Annotated in this window: 17 protein-coding genes; 5 read left to right on the top strand and 12 right to left on the bottom strand. The window is 40.2% G+C overall.

Going from position 1 to position 14,931, the window contains the following annotated elements:
* Positions 1-91: 91 nt before the first annotated feature.
* Positions 92-316: a membrane protein insertion efficiency factor YidD gene (gene yidD, locus AACZ87_RS08855; protein ID WP_339866509.1), complete on the top strand. Its 225-nt coding sequence runs from the start codon at positions 92-94 to the stop codon at positions 314-316.
* Here the strand turns inward: yidD and AACZ87_RS08860 are convergent.
* Genes AACZ87_RS08860 through AACZ87_RS08880 form a run of 5 tightly spaced genes read right to left on the bottom strand, consistent with a single transcriptional unit; the run spans position 313 to position 5,553 of the window.
* Positions 313-1,416, bottom strand: a complete 1,104-nt coding sequence (locus AACZ87_RS08860) for a prolipoprotein diacylglyceryl transferase (RefSeq protein WP_339866510.1) — start codon at positions 1,414-1,416, stop codon at positions 313-315. The genes yidD and AACZ87_RS08860 overlap by 4 nt on opposite strands.
* Positions 1,417-1,426: 10 nt before the next feature.
* Positions 1,427-3,265, bottom strand: a complete 1,839-nt coding sequence (nadE, locus tag AACZ87_RS08865; protein ID WP_339866512.1) for an NAD(+) synthase — start codon at positions 3,263-3,265, stop codon at positions 1,427-1,429.
* Between the two features lie 32 nt (positions 3,266-3,297).
* A complete protein-coding gene (gene rnc / locus AACZ87_RS08870) occupies positions 3,298-4,038 on the bottom strand; it encodes a ribonuclease III (RefSeq protein WP_339866513.1) in 741 nt (246 codons plus the stop codon).
* 8 nt (positions 4,039-4,046) lie between these two features.
* Positions 4,047-5,297: a beta-ketoacyl-ACP synthase II gene (fabF, locus tag AACZ87_RS08875; protein ID WP_339866515.1), complete on the bottom strand. Its 1,251-nt coding sequence runs from the start codon at positions 5,295-5,297 to the stop codon at positions 4,047-4,049.
* Positions 5,298-5,316: 19 nt separating this feature from the next.
* Complete coding sequence (locus tag AACZ87_RS08880; RefSeq protein WP_057940051.1) at positions 5,317-5,553, bottom strand: acyl carrier protein; 237 nt, start codon at positions 5,551-5,553, stop codon at positions 5,317-5,319.
* A 152-nt stretch (positions 5,554-5,705) separates the two neighbouring features.
* On the opposite strand from AACZ87_RS08880, the gene AACZ87_RS08885 reads away from it, so the two are divergent.
* Both AACZ87_RS08885 and pyk read left to right on the top strand, forming a co-directional pair.
* A complete protein-coding gene (locus AACZ87_RS08885) occupies positions 5,706-6,134 on the top strand; it encodes an IPExxxVDY family protein (RefSeq protein WP_339866517.1) in 429 nt (142 codons plus the stop codon).
* A 7-nt stretch (positions 6,135-6,141) separates the two neighbouring features.
* Positions 6,142-7,566, top strand: a complete 1,425-nt coding sequence (gene pyk, locus AACZ87_RS08890; RefSeq protein ID WP_339866518.1) for a pyruvate kinase — start codon at positions 6,142-6,144, stop codon at positions 7,564-7,566.
* A gap of 172 nt (positions 7,567-7,738) precedes the next feature.
* Here pyk and AACZ87_RS08895 read toward each other — a convergent pair whose 3' ends face one another.
* Genes AACZ87_RS08895 through AACZ87_RS08915 form a run of 5 tightly spaced genes read right to left on the bottom strand, consistent with a single transcriptional unit; the run spans position 7,739 to position 11,486 of the window.
* Positions 7,739-9,319 (bottom strand): NFACT RNA binding domain-containing protein, encoded by a 1,581-nt coding sequence (locus AACZ87_RS08895; RefSeq protein WP_339866519.1) that lies wholly within the window; start codon positions 9,317-9,319, stop codon positions 7,739-7,741.
* Positions 9,319-10,083: an MBL fold metallo-hydrolase gene (locus tag AACZ87_RS08900; protein ID WP_339866520.1), complete on the bottom strand. Its 765-nt coding sequence runs from the start codon at positions 10,081-10,083 to the stop codon at positions 9,319-9,321. Before AACZ87_RS08900 ends, AACZ87_RS08895 begins: the two co-directional genes overlap by 1 nt.
* The gene (locus AACZ87_RS08905) at positions 10,080-10,358 is read right to left on the bottom strand and encodes a hypothetical protein (RefSeq protein ID WP_339866521.1); all 279 of its coding nucleotides are present in this window, start codon (positions 10,356-10,358) and stop codon (positions 10,080-10,082) included. The genes AACZ87_RS08900 and AACZ87_RS08905 overlap by 4 nt, the downstream gene beginning before the upstream one ends.
* A gap of 1 nt (position 10,359) precedes the next feature.
* Positions 10,360-10,737: a response regulator gene (locus tag AACZ87_RS08910; RefSeq protein ID WP_339866522.1), complete on the bottom strand. Its 378-nt coding sequence runs from the start codon at positions 10,735-10,737 to the stop codon at positions 10,360-10,362.
* A complete protein-coding gene (locus AACZ87_RS08915; protein ID WP_339866523.1) occupies positions 10,734-11,486 on the bottom strand; it encodes a response regulator in 753 nt (250 codons plus the stop codon). The genes AACZ87_RS08910 and AACZ87_RS08915 overlap by 4 nt, the downstream gene beginning before the upstream one ends.
* Before the next feature lie 42 nt (positions 11,487-11,528).
* Between AACZ87_RS08915 and miaA the strand changes: the two genes are divergently transcribed.
* Entirely contained in the window at positions 11,529-12,437 is a 909-nt protein-coding gene (gene miaA / locus AACZ87_RS08920; protein WP_339866524.1) for a tRNA (adenosine(37)-N6)-dimethylallyltransferase MiaA, read from the top strand.
* On the opposite strand, the gene AACZ87_RS08925 is transcribed toward miaA, so the two are convergent.
* The gene (locus AACZ87_RS08925) at positions 12,425-12,760 is read right to left on the bottom strand and encodes a hypothetical protein (protein ID WP_339866525.1); all 336 of its coding nucleotides are present in this window, start codon (positions 12,758-12,760) and stop codon (positions 12,425-12,427) included. The genes miaA and AACZ87_RS08925 overlap by 13 nt on opposite strands.
* 1 nt (position 12,761) lies before the next feature.
* Positions 12,762-13,736: a 6-phosphofructokinase gene (gene pfkA / locus AACZ87_RS08930; RefSeq protein ID WP_339866526.1), complete on the bottom strand. Its 975-nt coding sequence runs from the start codon at positions 13,734-13,736 to the stop codon at positions 12,762-12,764.
* Positions 13,737-13,963: 227 nt separating this feature from the next.
* Between pfkA and AACZ87_RS08935 the strand changes: the two genes are divergently transcribed.
* The gene (locus AACZ87_RS08935) at positions 13,964-14,854 is read left to right on the top strand and encodes an aldo/keto reductase (protein WP_339866527.1); all 891 of its coding nucleotides are present in this window, start codon (positions 13,964-13,966) and stop codon (positions 14,852-14,854) included.
* Positions 14,855-14,931: the final 77 nt, after the last annotated feature.

Genomic DNA, 14,931 nt, shown 5'->3' on the forward strand with positions numbered 1-14,931 from the left:
AAAGGATATTTGATTTCTTGAGGATCAAGAGGGAATTCTGAAAGTTTATTTTTGGTTATTTACGCAATGTCCACAATTATAGGACTTATTCATGGCAAAATCCATTCTTCGAAAGATAGCTATATTTCCAGTCTTGGTGTATCAATACACCATTTCACCATTATTCCCCTCCAGCTGTAGGTTTACACCCACATGTAGTCAATACATGAAGGAAGCAATCATGAAGCATGGAGTCATCAGCGGTGGCTGGATGGGGTTGAAAAGAATCGCCCGTTGCCATCCTTGGGGAGGCCACGGGCATGATCCAGTTCCTTAATTTTTGATTGGTTTTAGGCCATTTCTTAGCGCTCGAATTACTAAGATTATTCCGGCAATTACCAGCGGAACACTAAGTAACTGTCCCATATTGAATTGCATAGCATCTTCAAAGTCAACTTGGCTTTCCTTGAAAAACTCCCATATGAAGCGCATTCCGAACACGGTGATGAGGAATATTCCTAAGAGAATGCCTTCAGGCAATCGCTCTTTGTATTTGTTCCAAAGTGCAAATAGAACCAAGAAAATCACGAAATAAGACACTGATTCATAGATCTGAGTGGGATGCTTTGACCTGCCAAAAGTTCGTACTGTCACCAAATAATGATCCCCCTTATCAGAGATTGACATATCCAAAGGGCTCTCTACTGGTTCGGCAAGGTAATCCTGGCTGGAGGAGAACTGCGTTAAAGCGTACTTAATGTCTCGTCTTAAGGTGTTTTCTAATTCTTCTACTGAATAAGATCCTTTATTGATTTTCAAATCAATATTAACTGGGACAATTCCATTTCCAACCAATTCATTTTCTCTATCTGCTGGCTTATATGGATCGATTGACTCGATCGGAACTTTGAGTGTGGAAAGTAATTCTTCAGTGTCCCATGCATACACTATTCCATAATCTGATCCGGTATCTTTTCCACCGATCTCTGAATTCATCAAGTTTCCAAATCGAATAAGTGCCCCTGTCAGTGCGGTGACGATGACTATTCGATCGACAACCCAGAGGTAACTTTGCCCAGGTGTTCTTTTGGCATAAAGCCAAAGAGCAAAAAGAATGGCGATAGCAGCTCCATGACTGGCAAGCCCACCTTCCCAGACTTTCAATATCTCGATTGGATTGCTTAAATATTTTGCTGGCTCATAGAAAAGCACATGCCCTAGCCTTGCTCCAACTATTGTAGCGATCACCATGTAGATGGTAAGTTTATCAACTAACTCAGGGTTTTGACCTTCCTTCTTGAAGAAGTGAACCATGAACTGCTGGGAAATCACAAAGCCAGCAGCAAAAAGAATACTATACCAAGGCGGTCTCTCCCAGCCGTGAATTACGGAAGGATTAGGATCCCAGACGATATAGTTCATGATTAATTCAAGCATAGTTGATAAGTTAAAGTTGATCTAGTTGGGCAAGTTCTTCAGTAAATCCTCCCGACAATATCGGGAATCTGTACCAAGTTTTAGGGTCCACATTGAATTCATCCAAGTGGAAGGAAGGAGCAAGCCTTTCCCTTTTCCATTGATTTCGTGACCAAAGTTGGAAGAATTTTTTGATATAGCCTTTTAAAGTGACAGGTTCTAATGTTAGTTCTTCAGAAAGTATGAGATAAACATCCATGGGTGAACGTCGATCGCGAATTGCAAGTTTTTCTATTTCCAAGATTACTGCATACGGCATCAAATCTTTCTCATCCGTCTGAGTTCTTTCCAATGGACGTAACTCTGCACTTGGCTGTAGCGAGTTTACTTTTGCTAGGCCTGGGCGACTGAGACTTTTCTCTGCCCAACGTAGCCAATTGAGAAGGAAATATTTGTCCACAGCAGCGATAGGAGAGATACTTCCTGACGTGTCACCATCCATGGTTGCGTAGCCCACATCTCCTTCACTACGATTGGAAGTAGTTAGAAGTAGTGCATTATTGATATTTGCCAGCATCCAAATAATAGGTGAGCGGGTTCTGGCTTGAATATTTTGTAGCGTGATATCGTCTTGCTCCCAAGTCAATTTTCGGCCAATTGCTTTTTCGATTTTTGAAGTGTAGGACTTTACTTCCTCATCGATTTCCCAGTGGTAAAAGGTGGCTCCAATACTTTCAGCAAGAGATTCTGCTGAAGAATATGTGTCGTCGGAGGAGTTTTTTGTGCCTTGATAAGCCGTAGTCAAAAGCTGACTCATCAGTTCTTTTTCTGGGTATTTAGAAGTCGGGAAGTTTTTTACTCCGCCTTTTTTACAAAAACGGTCCAGTCCTAATTCATCGATTCCCCGCTTGACCATTTCAGCTACAAGGATTGCAATCGAAGAAGAATCAGCTCCACCTGAAAGTGAAAGCACAAAACCATTGCTTCGGCTTTTTCTCATATAGTCGAAAAGTGCCAAAGCTGAAGCTTGTACAAATTCCTCGTTCTTGGAATTAATGGGAGCAATTTTTTGAGTTTTAGGTTCTAAGAAGAAGCTATTTAGCTGATAGTCTTCGAAAGAAAGCAAGCTGTTTCTTGAAAGTATTTCTCCTGATTTAGCAAGCATGATCTCTCCATCGAAAATCATTCTTCCAGATTCATTTCCCAGCAAATTTGCGTAGCAATAATAGCAGTCGAAAGTCGCTGAGCTTTCTTCCAGTAATTCTTTTCTCAGCTGAGACTTGCCCATGGCAAAATGGCTTGCGCTGGGGTTGAAGATCAGATCTACCTTTCGTTCACAAAGTCTATAGCCAGGTCTTAGCTTGCCTCTCCATGCATCTTCGCAGATCTCAAATCCGTAATGAATGTCCTTGTGGTGAAAAGTAAGGTCACCAAGCGGGATCATCTGGTTCTGAAATTCTATTTCGACGACTTCATTTGCTATCCACGGGGTAAACCAGCGGAATTCGTAATGTACTCCATCAATGGCCATGAATTGTTTGGCTACAAATCCTTTGACTTTGCTGTTTTCAACGACAGCTACAGTATTGTAGACTTTGTCTTGAATTCTGATGGGTAATCCTACTGCTACAGTGATGCCCTGGCAATGAGGAAGTAAAAGCTCCAGCTGAGCAAGCGCTTTCTTTGGGTACCAATAGCTCAAAAATAAATCTTCAGATCCGTATCCTGTGATAGCCAATTCGGGCAAGCACAGGATTTCTACTTCTTGTCTTTTTGCTTCTTCAATAGCCAGAATGATTCTGTTCAGGTTGCCTGACCAGTCTAGCGGTGTTTGATTGACGGTTGCCCCGCCGATTTTTATTGAAGACATGAATGGATATTATTGATCCTAAAATTACGAAGCTAGGTTGCGATTTTTAGAGTTTCGCATGCGTTTTTGGATGCTTCCTGCTCCGCTTTCTTTTTGGTACTTCCTTTTCCTTGTGCTACTTCTTCTCCTTCTACCTGCAAAGCAACTTTAAATTCCTTGAAACGCTGGTTGCCACTTACACTAAGCACCACGAATTCAACTTGCTTATTTTCCTTTTGAGACCATTCGATGATTTTACTTTTGTAATTGGTCGTAGTAGCAATCATGCTTTCTACATCAAAGTGAAGGAGTATTCTTTGGGTAATAAATTTCTTTGTGAAATGGTAACCTTTGTCGAGATAGACTGCTCCAAGAAAGGCTTCCAGCATATCTCCATAAAGTGATTTATTTCCTGTGAAGTTTCGCTCTCCGATCTCCATATCCAATGCTTTTCTCAAACCGATTTTTATGCCGGTATCATTCAGCGATTCTCTGTTTACGAGTTTTGATCTAGTTTCGGTAAGAAATCCTTCGTCTCTGAAGGGGTATTTTTGGAAAAGAAATTCAGCAATCACAGCTCCGAGGATTGCATCCCCCAGGAATTCCAGTCGTTCATTGGAAAGTCGAAAACCCTGGGAAGTCTCTTCTCCCAGACCAGAAGGAGTGAGGGCAAGCTTATATAGAGATAAGTTAAAAGGCCTGCTTCCCGTCATCAAATTGATGGAGGTAGCAAGCCTTTTGTCTTTTTCACTAAAGAAGAGATGGTTGAATCCGAGTCTTTGAAATAATTTCAAAATCCAGATTAATTATATTTTTTGAAAATTACTGAACAATTATGTCCACCAAATCCAAAGGTATTGCTCAACGCATAGTTTATTTCTCTCTTCTGCGCTTTGTTGAAAGTTAAATTCAATTTTGGATCAAATGCTTCATCATCTTCGAAGTGATTGATCGTTGGAGGTACAATGCCATTATTTATAGCAAAGATACATGCAATGGCTTCAATAGCACCAGCTGCACCTAGCAAGTGCCCAGTCATAGACTTAGTACTGCTAATATTCAGCTTGTACGCATGCTCTCCAAATACTTGTTGGATTGCCTTGGTCTCACCTACATCACCAAGTGGAGTAGATGTCCCATGGACATTGATATAATCGATGTCTTCCGGTTGAAGTCCAGCATCGTCCAAAGCAATTTTCATCACACTACTAGCGCCCAAACCCTCTGGGTGAGGAGCAGTGATATGATGCGCATCGGCAGTCATTCCACCACCTACAAGTTCTGCATAGATTTTGGCTCCACGTGCTTTTGCATGCTCTAATTCTTCCAGGATCAATGTTCCTGCTCCTTCACCTAATACAAATCCGTCTCTATCCTTATCAAAAGGACGAGAGGCAGTTTCAGGGGATTCGTTCCGTTGAGAAAGAGCTTTCATGGCATTAAATCCACCAATTCCTGCTTCAGTAACTGCTGCTTCCGAACCACCACTGATAAAAATATCAGCTTTACCCATTCTGATGTACGTGAATGCATCAATAAGGGCATTGGTACCTGAGGCACACGCAGAAACCGTTACAAAGTTTGGACCGCGAAAACCATATTTAATAGATAGGAAGCCAGCGCTGATGTCAGCAATCATCTTTGGGATAAAGAATGGATTGAATCGTGGTGTTCCGTCTCCTGTGGAAAAAGAAGTCACTTCATCCTGGAAGGTTTTCAACCCTCCAATTCCAGATCCAAAGATTACTCCGGCTCGTGATTTATCGATTTTTTCAAGATCCAACCCTGAATCTTTCATGGCTTCATCAGCTGAAATCATGGCATACTGGGTGAAAGGATCCATTTTCCGAGCTTCTTTTCTGTCAATAAATTGCTCTACGTCCAGGTTTTTGACCTCACAAGCAAATTGAGTCTTGAAAAGTGATGCATCGAATTTGGTAATCGGCGCAGCACCGCTCACACCATTAGCCAGACCGTTCCAGAATTCCTCTGCGGTATTGCCTATTGGTGTGAGGGCACCTATACCTGTTACAACAACTCTTTTTAAATTCATAGAATGAATTTAGGAATTATTATTTTACGTTAGCTTCCAAGTACGTAACTGCTTGTCCAACAGTTCCGATTTGCTCAGCCTGATCATCTGGAATAGAGATGTTGAATTCTTTTTCGAATTCCATAATCAATTCTACAGTATCAAGAGAATCAGCACCAAGATCATTGGTAAAGCTCGCCTCCAAAGTAACTTCAGACTCTTCTACGCCTAGTTTGTCAACTATGATGGCTTTTACTTTTTGTGCAATTTCAGACATTTTGTGATCAGTTTAGTTAATAACACTTCGCAAAGAAATATATTTAATGCCTAATTGACAAAGAAAAGATTGAAGTAAATTTTTAAACAAATCGTTGTCCGTAGAAGTTGGATTATATTTTCTAACTTTGTTTTGATTCATTTTTTGAATGCATGAAGAAGGCCAAATTACTGATTGAACATACGTATGATTTCGAGCTTTTGGGGCTTGTATCGCCCGTTAAGGACTATAAAATGGCATGGTTGATCAATAGAGATTTGGACTTAAATCTCATCAAATCTGATGATCTTTTGTTGGAATTTATGACCCTACCAAGCCTGAAAATCGCACAATATTTCCTTTCTTTACCACACGGATTTGTTCAGCTTTTAAGAAATAAGGCATTGAATTCGACAAATCAAGTTTCTTATTTGATTCCAGAATTGAAATCAATGGATTATTTCCTTTTGGTACAAGACGAGACCTTTCAAATAAGTATTAATACATTTGCCAACCAGCTGGCTAAAAATCGGTACATCCAGAATGTAATGAAGCTGGACGTAAGTAAACTTAAATCAAAAGAAAACCTATTAACTTATTAATCCCCTAATGAGCCATTTCAATAAGACTAAGATTCTAGCAACTATAGGCCCCGCTTCAAATAACTATGAAACAATCAAGAGTCTGGCTGCAGCCGGCGCTAATGTGTTTCGATTGAACTTTTCGCACGGTACTCATGATATTCACGCTGAAGTAGCGAAGATAATCAGACAGATCAATGCCGATGAAGGGCTAAACCTCGGAATTCTCCAAGATCTACAAGGCCCGAAAATCCGAGTAGGTGAAGTAGAGAATAATGGCGTTGAGATCAAGCCTGGAGAATCAATCACGATTACAAATGATCCAGTAATTGGAACTAGCCATTTGGTGAGCACGGTTTATCAGAACCTTCCTAATGATGTAGTGACTGGCGATAGAATCCTAATTGACGATGGTAATCTTGAAGTTAGGGTTAATGATACCGATGGCAAAAATGTCAATTGTACTGTAATACACGGAGGTATCCTAAAGTCTAGAAAAGGAATCAACCTTCCGAATACGAAAGTAAGTGCTCCATCACTTACTGAGAAGGATATTGAAGATTTGGCTTTCGGCCTTGAGCAGGAAGTAGATTGGATCGCACTTTCATTCGTTAGATCTGCTGAGGATATTATTGACCTAAGAGAAAGAATTGAAGCTAAAGGCAAGGTTTGTAAAATCGTTGCGAAAATTGAAAAGCCTGAGGCGTTAGAAAATATCGATGCAATCATTGAAGCTACAGATGCTATCATGGTTGCTCGGGGAGATTTGGGAGTGGAAGTTCCTATGGAGATTGTTCCGCTTTGGCAAAAAAGAATCGTTGAGAAATGTAAGGTGGCTTGTAAGCCAGTTATCATAGCTACTCAGATGATGGAGAGCATGATCGTAAATCCTCGTCCTACACGAGCTGAGACAAACGACGTTGCTACTGCAGTGCTTGATGGCGCAGATGCAGTAATGCTTTCTGCTGAGACTGCATCAGGAAAATATCCTGTGAATGCTGTAAAAGCAATGAGTAGTATCATTAGCTACTTGGAGGAAAATGCAGACATCTACCATAATCTATACAAGATCCCAGAAGATGACGATACATTCCTAAGCAATAACTTGGTTTTGATGGCTTCCAGACTTTCTAGAAACGTGAAAGCTAAGGCTATTGTAGGAATCACTTCTTCAGGCTTCACAGGCTTTAGAATTGCTTCTCACAGACCTTCTGCGGGTGTTTTTGTATTCACTAGAAACAAGCCGTTGATCACTCAAATGAGCTTGGTTTGGGGAATTAGGGCATATTTCTATGAAAATCAGGTTTCCACTGATGCTACGTTTGTGGATATTGAGAATACCTTGAAGGAAGATGGACATGTCAATTCTGGCGATATCATCATCAACACTGCAAGCATGCCGTTGAAATCAAACGGCAGAACTAATATGCTGAAAGTGCATATTGTAGAATAAGTAGATTCTAAAAATAAATAAGAAGAGTCTTGGGTTACCGGGACTCTTTTTTTGCTTTTTACATTTCTGTGAAAATAATAAAGAAGTTTTTTGTTTAAAGACCTTCGAGATTTTCTAAACCTCAAAGGTCAAAACTGAAAATTGTGACTGATCCCGAGCTATCGGGACTAATCTAATCTCCTTTCCCGAAAATTTCTTCCGGCCCTTTCGGAACGACCATTAAAACTTTTTCCTTTTCTACCATCACAGATCCAGCTGGTGATCCTTTTATTTTTCTGACATATTTGGCTTCCGTGTGTATCACTGGCGCAAGCGATTCATTTTTATTCTTGGAATAAAATGCAGCTAAGGATGCGGCAGTCTCTAATACAGCCATAGGAATGCTTTTAAGCCCTGAAGTCTTAATAAGCACATGAGAGCCTGGGACCATGCGTGCATGCAGCCAGATGTCGTCCTTCTTCGTGTAGCCGCGAAGCATGTCATCGTTTGCCGAGGAGGATTTGCCTACCCAGATCGGGAAGCCTTCGAATTCAAAAGTTTTAAAAGGCAGCACAACTGAATCTTTTTGGAGGACCTTGTCTTCACCATGCGATTTCTTGAAGCCTTTCAAAGTTCTGAAATCCTCGATTTCATTCAGATCCTTTATTTTGGATTCGAACGTAATGGCTTGGGTTATTTTTGCTGCGATAGTTTTCTCTAGTTGACCCCATTCCAACTTCCTGTTTTTAGATTTCCTATATAGTGAAGCTGCGAGATCTTGCGGTTTTTGGTTGGGTTTGAGTTTCACGAGGATATTTTCTCCTGTATAGAAATCCATTAATTCAGCTTCTAATTTCCCGTCTTGAAAAGCATGTAGATTAGCCATGATTACATCAGCTAGTTGGGAAGGAGGGGGAGAATTGCGAAGCTCATCTAGCTTAATCGAAGATTTCTCAATATAAGAGTTGGTGCGTTTGAGTTGTTCTTGGTATTTTTTGAGCAGCGCATTTTTATCCTTTTCGAAATTGCGTCGAACCAAGGCCAAATAAAATAATTCATTGACTGCCAGAATAGGATTTGAGAAGCTTTTGACTGGAGTATCTTCTGGCAAAAGGCTCAAGTGGATCTCTCCATTCTTTTCTACCAAAGAAAATAGTGGTGTATCCAACATATCTAAAAGCTCCTGCATTAGGTCCCATTTGTTGTCTAAATCAGCGTCGATAAAACCTCTTTCTTTCAGCCAATTCCGTGGAATAGCCCCAAGAGTAGGGAGAAATTTTGAAGCATTGCCTTCCAAACTATCGAATGTTTCTTTACTTAAATCAGAGCTTTTGTTCAGGGATTTCCAGTCCAAATCTCGGTCTTCGCTGATGCTGTTCCTAAATAATCTTAGAGGTTGAGTTCCATCTTGCTCATAAAGCAAAACATTACTGCGGTTTGCATGCAATTTGAAAAGTAGAATTTTTCCTGAACTAAGGTTGAAAATAAATGCCCGCTCAAAATTTAAGACTTGGCATCCAGTGATCACATCGCCCAGTAATTCATGAAACAAGTTGATGCTGTTTCTCTTCGCACGTTGGAAATTCCCGGGAAAGGAAAGGTAGATCTGTGGAGGAAGAAAATGTGCTCGCATGAATCGCGACTCTACGGCATCTTCAGTTTCTATAATTAGCTCATCTTTGTTTTGTGAAAAACAAGTCACTATTTTTTTGCCCAAAAATGCTTTTTCCAGCTCAGGGCAGAGGTATTTCAGGAAGTGATAATTAAGATGCATTAGTCCAAAGTTAGCTGAAGCCCGTCATAGGCCAAGGCGATTCCTTCGGGTAATTCTTCATCCACTGAATTATGAAGGCCAAGTTTGTGGGACATGTGCGTAAAATAGGTTTGTTTGGCGCCTATTTTTTTAGCCATTGCCACTGCCTCATTTAAGGTGAAATGTGAAATATGTGACTCCTTTTGGAGTGCATTTAGAACTAGGATTTCTGTGCCTTCGATCAATTGCAGCGATTCCTCAGGGATATTATTAGCGTCAGTGATGTAGGTGAAGTCACCAATTCGAAACCCCAGAATTGGAAGCTTGTAATGCATCACTGGAATAGGAGTGATTGTGATCCCCTCAATAGTGAATGGGCTTTCATTGATTTCTACAGTTTCCACTTGCGGCACTCCAGGGTATCTTTTTCCAGTGAAAATATAGGCAAACTCACGCTTGATTTGCTCCAATACCTGAGGCTTCCCAAAGACAGGCATGTCTCTTTGCTGCTTGAAATTAAAGGGTCGGATATCGTCAAGTCCTGCCGTATGATCTTTGTGTTCGTGGGTGAAAATTACCGCATCAAGATCCGAAATTCCCGCTCTGAGAATCTGACTTCGGAAATCAGGTCCGGTGTCTATTACCAGACTTAATTTTCCGATTTGGATGTGGACGGATGACCTGAATCTCTTGTCTCTGAAATCCAAAGAACTGCAGACTGGACATGTGCAACCAATCACTGGAACGCCCTGTGAAGTTCCTGTTCCTAAAAAAGTAACTTTCAAAATTTTAACTGGGTTTGTCTTAATTCGGTGAGGAAATCATGATTTGCTTTGTCTTTAAAATCCGCAGGATCTAAGTTAAGTTCAATCAAAATATCAATGAGTGCATTGATTTTTCCTTCTAGGGGGAAATACTTATTTACAATTACAATTTTGGCATCATTCAATACACAATAGCCAGATTTGAAATTGCCCTTTTCGTACCGCAGCATGTAATCTGAGGATGCAAAGAGGTTTTCAAGTTTATCTAAAAAGTGCTTTGTGTGTTTAATTGCCATATTAACTCAATAATTTTTTTACCGTAGCCAATAATTTATCGTAGTCAAGTGGCTTTTGCAAGAAATCATCAAACCCAAGTTTCCTGAATTCATCCATCGTGTAATTATTGATGTTGCCGGAAATAGCAATAATCGGAAGCTTAGATTTGACTGGATCTTCAAGATCCCTGATCATTATAGTACAAGTGACACCGTCTAACACCGGCATATTCAAATCCATCAGAATAAGGTCAAAATCCTCCTTCTCCAACATCTCCAATACTTGCTTGCCGTTTTTCGCCGCTGTCATTTGATACTTTTCAAAGGACAGGATACTTTTAGTCAAGTTGAGTATGACAGAACTGTCTTCTCCAACGAGGATTTTTTTCGGATTATTCATGGGATAAAAGTAGTTTCTTCTTTGATATATTTCTCCAATAAAATACGCTCAATTTTTAGTTTTATAAGCTTCTCTTCCAAATATTTCCAGTCTTGAGCTCTTGCGTGCAGATCTGCATCACTTGATAATTTGAAAATGGCACTGCATCCCAAAGTCCCTGAATTACCCTTGACAGTATGTAAACTTTCAATAAGGGATTGCTGGTCTTTACTTTCAAATGCTGGGTTTATTTTATCCATCAATTCATCATATTCTACTAAAAAATCAAGGTAAATAGACTTAATGGTTTCTGCTGTATTGTATTTTAAAAGTTGATTTAACACCTTTTTGTTTAAGACCTCCTCTTGCTCTTGTTGCGGTGCTATTTCAAGGTTTTTTTCTTCTTTTCCGGTTAATTTTCCAGAAATAATATCCAATAGTTCTTTAGGACGGATGGGCTTGGTGATTACCTCGTCAAAGCCTGATTCCAGTAAACATTCACGGGTGGAGTCAGTAGAAAAAGTAGAGATGGCTATGATAGGGCATAGAAAAGCAGACTGTCTTCTTATTTTTTTTTGGGTTGAAATCCCATCGGAGCCGGGTAGTTGAAGGTCCATGAGTATTAAATCAAACTTGATAGCTGAGGCTTGTTCAACTGCTTTCAGGCTTGTTTTGACTGACACGAAACTACATAACTGACCTATCAAGCTTTCTATAAGCTTTCTGGTCAAGTCATTATTGTCCACGATCAACACCTTTTTGCTTTTCATTACTTTACTTTGGATTTTTGCCCTTAGCTAATCACTCTCATTTTGTCAAATCAATCATTCTTGATCTTAGTGGTAGGGCCCACTGCAGTCGGCAAAACCGATCTTTGTCTAAATCTAGCCAAAAAATTCAAGACTGAAATTGTGTCCTGCGACAGTCGACAGTTTTATCGGGAAATGAACTTGGGGACTGCCAAACCCAGCTCTGAAGAACTCAGCGAGGTCCCTCATCATTTCATCAATAGTCTTTCTATAGAAGATGATTATGATGTGCGAAAGTTTGAACGTGATGCCATAGTGCTTCTTGAGACTTTGTTTTTGAAAAATCAGGTGGTAATTATGACCGGTGGCTCTGGATTATTTGCTGAGGCAATTGTGAATGGATTGGATGAAATGCCTGCAATTGCACCAGAAGTAAGGGCTCAGATTATTCAGGAATACGCTGAAAAAGGGCTAGACTTTTTGCAAGAGGAAGTGGCACAGAATGATCCTGAATATTTTGAAATAGTTGACCAAAAGAACCCACAACGATTGATGCGAGCCATGGAGATCTATAGAGGTACGGGGAAGAAATTCAGCTCCTTTCGTGTGAAATCTGTTAAAAAGCGTCCTTTTCAGGTGATCAAAGTAGGTTTGGAGAGAGACCGCGAAGAGTTGTATGCACGCATTGATTTGCGGATGGACCAGATGATCACAGCCGGTTTATTTCAGGAGGCAGATGCACTTTTCGAAAAAAGGCATTTGAATGCATTGCAAACTGTGGGGTACTCAGAAATCTTCGGGTTTTTGGAGGGGAGGTATGATAAGGAAGAAGCCATTCGATTGCTCAAAAGAAACTCAAGACGATACGCAAAGCGACAGTTAACTTGGTTCAAAAAAGACGAGTCAATCAAATGGTTTTCTCCAGAAAATAAAGAGAGTATCCTTGAATTCCTAGCCTATCAAATGGCCTGAAAACGGGCTATTTTTCCAACCCAATTGTACGGTGCTTTTTTTAGAAGTTGGTTGTATTGGATTCTGTTGACTTTTAGATCCCGTATGATTTTCAGTGCTTTCTCAGCAATTCCCTTTTCGAGTTGTCTTTCCTTGAGCGCAGCAATCAATAGATCAGGATCTGAAGAATCATTTACCAAAATACCCAAGGCTGGATTCAATGAATTCAACTTGAAAAGTAACTCTTTCTGGCTATTGAGTTTGCGTTGCAAGGCATTTTTTACGGTAAGGTAAAACAGGAGAGCACCTCCTCCTAGCATGATGAATAGTGGTATGAAACCCATCTTATATACTCAAGATTTTCATTAATTTAAGGTGATCTTCGATCAGGGGCTTTGTCTTACCAATGCAGTCTGCGAAAGGTGTATATACAACTTGTTGGTTTACTATCCCCGCCATGTGAAATTGATGACCAGCTAGTAATCCTTCTACTGCAGACATTCCACATCTACTAGCTAAAACCCGATCACGGGCCGTAGGATTTCCGCCTCTTTGAATGTGACCAAGGGTAGTAACTTTAAAATCTTTAGTAGGATCATTTACTTTTTGTTTGACTATTTCCATAACAGTCTGAGCATTCCCCGCATCATCACCTTCAGCTACAACAACAATACTGGAGAATCTGTTTTTTCTATTGTTTTTCAATGACTTTACCACATCATCCAAATTGGTTTTTGTTTCTGGAACCATCACAAATTCTGCTCCTCCGCCTATACCAGATTCAATTGCAATAAATCCAGCATCTCTGCCCATTACTTCGATGAAGAAAATACGATCATGGGCAGCTGCAGTATCACGGATTTTGTCAATTGCTTCCAAAGCTGTATTTACGGCAGTATCAAATCCAATGGTATAGTCAGTTCCATACAAGTCGTTATCAATCGTTCCCGGACATCCGATAGTTGGGATACCATATTCTTCGAAAAACACCTTTGCGCCAGTAAAAGTACCGTCTCCGCCGATTGCGACCAGCCCTTCTATGCCATGTGCTTTGAGATTGTCGTAGGCTTGCTTTCTTCCTTCTGGAGTTTTGAATTCCATTGACCTGGCAGACTTAAGGACAGTTCCTCCTCGCTGGACAATATTACTTACAGAGTGAGATTGCAAGCGTTTAATATCACCGTCGATCATGCCTTCATACCCACGGTATATCCCGTAAACTTCTAATCCTTTGAAAATGGCTGTGCGTACGACCGCTCTCACGCAAGCGTTCATGCCAGGACTATCTCCTCCAGAAGTAAAAACTGCTATTTTCTTCATATGCTAAAATTGTTTTTCAATGGTCATGTGGAATCTCGCATCTTAAAAAAAATCGTCCCTAAGAGTGACTTTTGAGTTATGCTCGATTTCATTGTACATAGGTTTAAGATCCCAAAAATAGGGATTAATGAAACAATGCTTCCAGTTTCTCAAATTATTAAACCTTTAATAAAAGCTAAAAAGTTAAGCAGTTTGAATTCCAGCATTAATAATGTGAATTTGGGAGTATGGAAAAGAGAAAACTACCTGCCTTGTCATTTGAAATAAGTCCACTTGCACTTGGATGTATGTCTTTGAAAGGCAGTTTAAAAGAAGATCAACAAATCATTGACGCAGCAGTTTCAGGAGGAATCAATTTCTTTGATACAGCAGATTTGTACCAAAAAGGTATCAATGAAGAAATTGTAGGTGCCGTACTGAAAAATAGGAGAAAGGAGCTCGTTCTAGCCACCAAAGTTGGAAATCAGCTACGTCCGGATGGAAATGGATGGGACTGGAATACTAGGAAATCTTACATTCTGAAAGCTCTTGAGGAAAGTTTGAAAAGACTACAGACAGACTATATTGATATTTACCAACTGCATGGAGGCACGCTGGAGGACCCTTGGGATGAAACGCTGGAAGCTTTTGACATTCTTAAAAGTCAGGGTAAAATCCGGGCTTTTGGGATTTCTTCCATTCGCCCAAATGTGATCCGAAAAGTCCTAGCAATGAGTAGTCCTGCTACAATTATGATGCAATACAATCCTCTGGATCGTCGACCGGAAGAAGAAGCATTTCCATTAATTGCTGATTCTAACACAAGAGTTTTGGTTCGAGGTGCTTTTGCAAAAGGACTTTTAATCAATAAGTCTGCTGAGCCATTTCTTGATTATTCTGCTACCGAAGTAAAGGAAGTACGCGAGTTGATTGGGGATTCTGGAGTGCTTCCGGAAGCTTTTCTAATTCATTTTGGTCTAATACAGCCAGCGGTGGGTGCTATAGTGATTGGAGCAAGTTCGGTTCAGCAGGTCGAAAAAATGATTTTTGCCTATCAGCAGCATGAAATGATTTCGGATGATTTAATGACCGATATATCTGCTAAAATACCACTAAACAGCTACTCGCAGCATAGATAAAATTCCGATTGCCTAGAGACTTCAAAAAGTCTATTTTGGAAGATTATATTTTATCCTTGCTTTAAAATTACCCAAAT

The sequence above is a fragment of the uncultured Algoriphagus sp. genome (assembly GCF_963974365.1).
Taxonomy (GTDB): Bacteria; Bacteroidota; Bacteroidia; order Cytophagales; family Cyclobacteriaceae; genus Algoriphagus.

What these genes read in the sequence shown, in the direction of transcription:
- AACZ87_RS08915 (WP_339866523.1), bottom strand. Translation starts at nt 11,486, where the DNA reads ATGAAAAGCAAAAAGGTGTTGATCGTGGACAATAATGACTTGACCAGA.
- AACZ87_RS08925 (WP_339866525.1), bottom strand. Translation starts at nt 12,760, where the DNA reads ATGGGTTTCATACCACTATTCATCATGCTAGGAGGAGGTGCTCTCCTG.
- AACZ87_RS08895 (WP_339866519.1), bottom strand. Translation starts at nt 9,319, where the DNA reads ATGCATCTTAATTATCACTTCCTGAAATACCTCTGCCCTGAGCTGGAA.
- nadE (WP_339866512.1), bottom strand. Translation starts at nt 3,265, where the DNA reads ATGTCTTCAATAAAAATCGGCGGGGCAACCGTCAATCAAACACCGCTA.
- pyk (WP_339866518.1), top strand. Translation starts at nt 6,142, where the DNA reads ATGAGCCATTTCAATAAGACTAAGATTCTAGCAACTATAGGCCCCGCT.
- fabF (WP_339866515.1), bottom strand. Translation starts at nt 5,297, where the DNA reads ATGAATTTAAAAAGAGTTGTTGTAACAGGTATAGGTGCCCTCACACCA.
- AACZ87_RS08910 (WP_339866522.1), bottom strand. Translation starts at nt 10,737, where the DNA reads ATGAATAATCCGAAAAAAATCCTCGTTGGAGAAGACAGTTCTGTCATA.
- pfkA (WP_339866526.1), bottom strand. Translation starts at nt 13,736, where the DNA reads ATGAAGAAAATAGCAGTTTTTACTTCTGGAGGAGATAGTCCTGGCATG.
- AACZ87_RS08860 (WP_339866510.1), bottom strand. Translation starts at nt 1,416, where the DNA reads ATGCTTGAATTAATCATGAACTATATCGTCTGGGATCCTAATCCTTCC.
- AACZ87_RS08905 (WP_339866521.1), bottom strand. Translation starts at nt 10,358, where the DNA reads ATGGCAATTAAACACACAAAGCACTTTTTAGATAAACTTGAAAACCTC.
- AACZ87_RS08880 (WP_057940051.1), bottom strand. Translation starts at nt 5,553, where the DNA reads ATGTCTGAAATTGCACAAAAAGTAAAAGCCATCATAGTTGACAAACTA.
- yidD (WP_339866509.1), top strand. Translation starts at nt 92, where the DNA reads ATGGCAAAATCCATTCTTCGAAAGATAGCTATATTTCCAGTCTTGGTG.
- AACZ87_RS08885 (WP_339866517.1), top strand. Translation starts at nt 5,706, where the DNA reads ATGAAGAAGGCCAAATTACTGATTGAACATACGTATGATTTCGAGCTT.
- AACZ87_RS08935 (WP_339866527.1), top strand. Translation starts at nt 13,964, where the DNA reads ATGGAAAAGAGAAAACTACCTGCCTTGTCATTTGAAATAAGTCCACTT.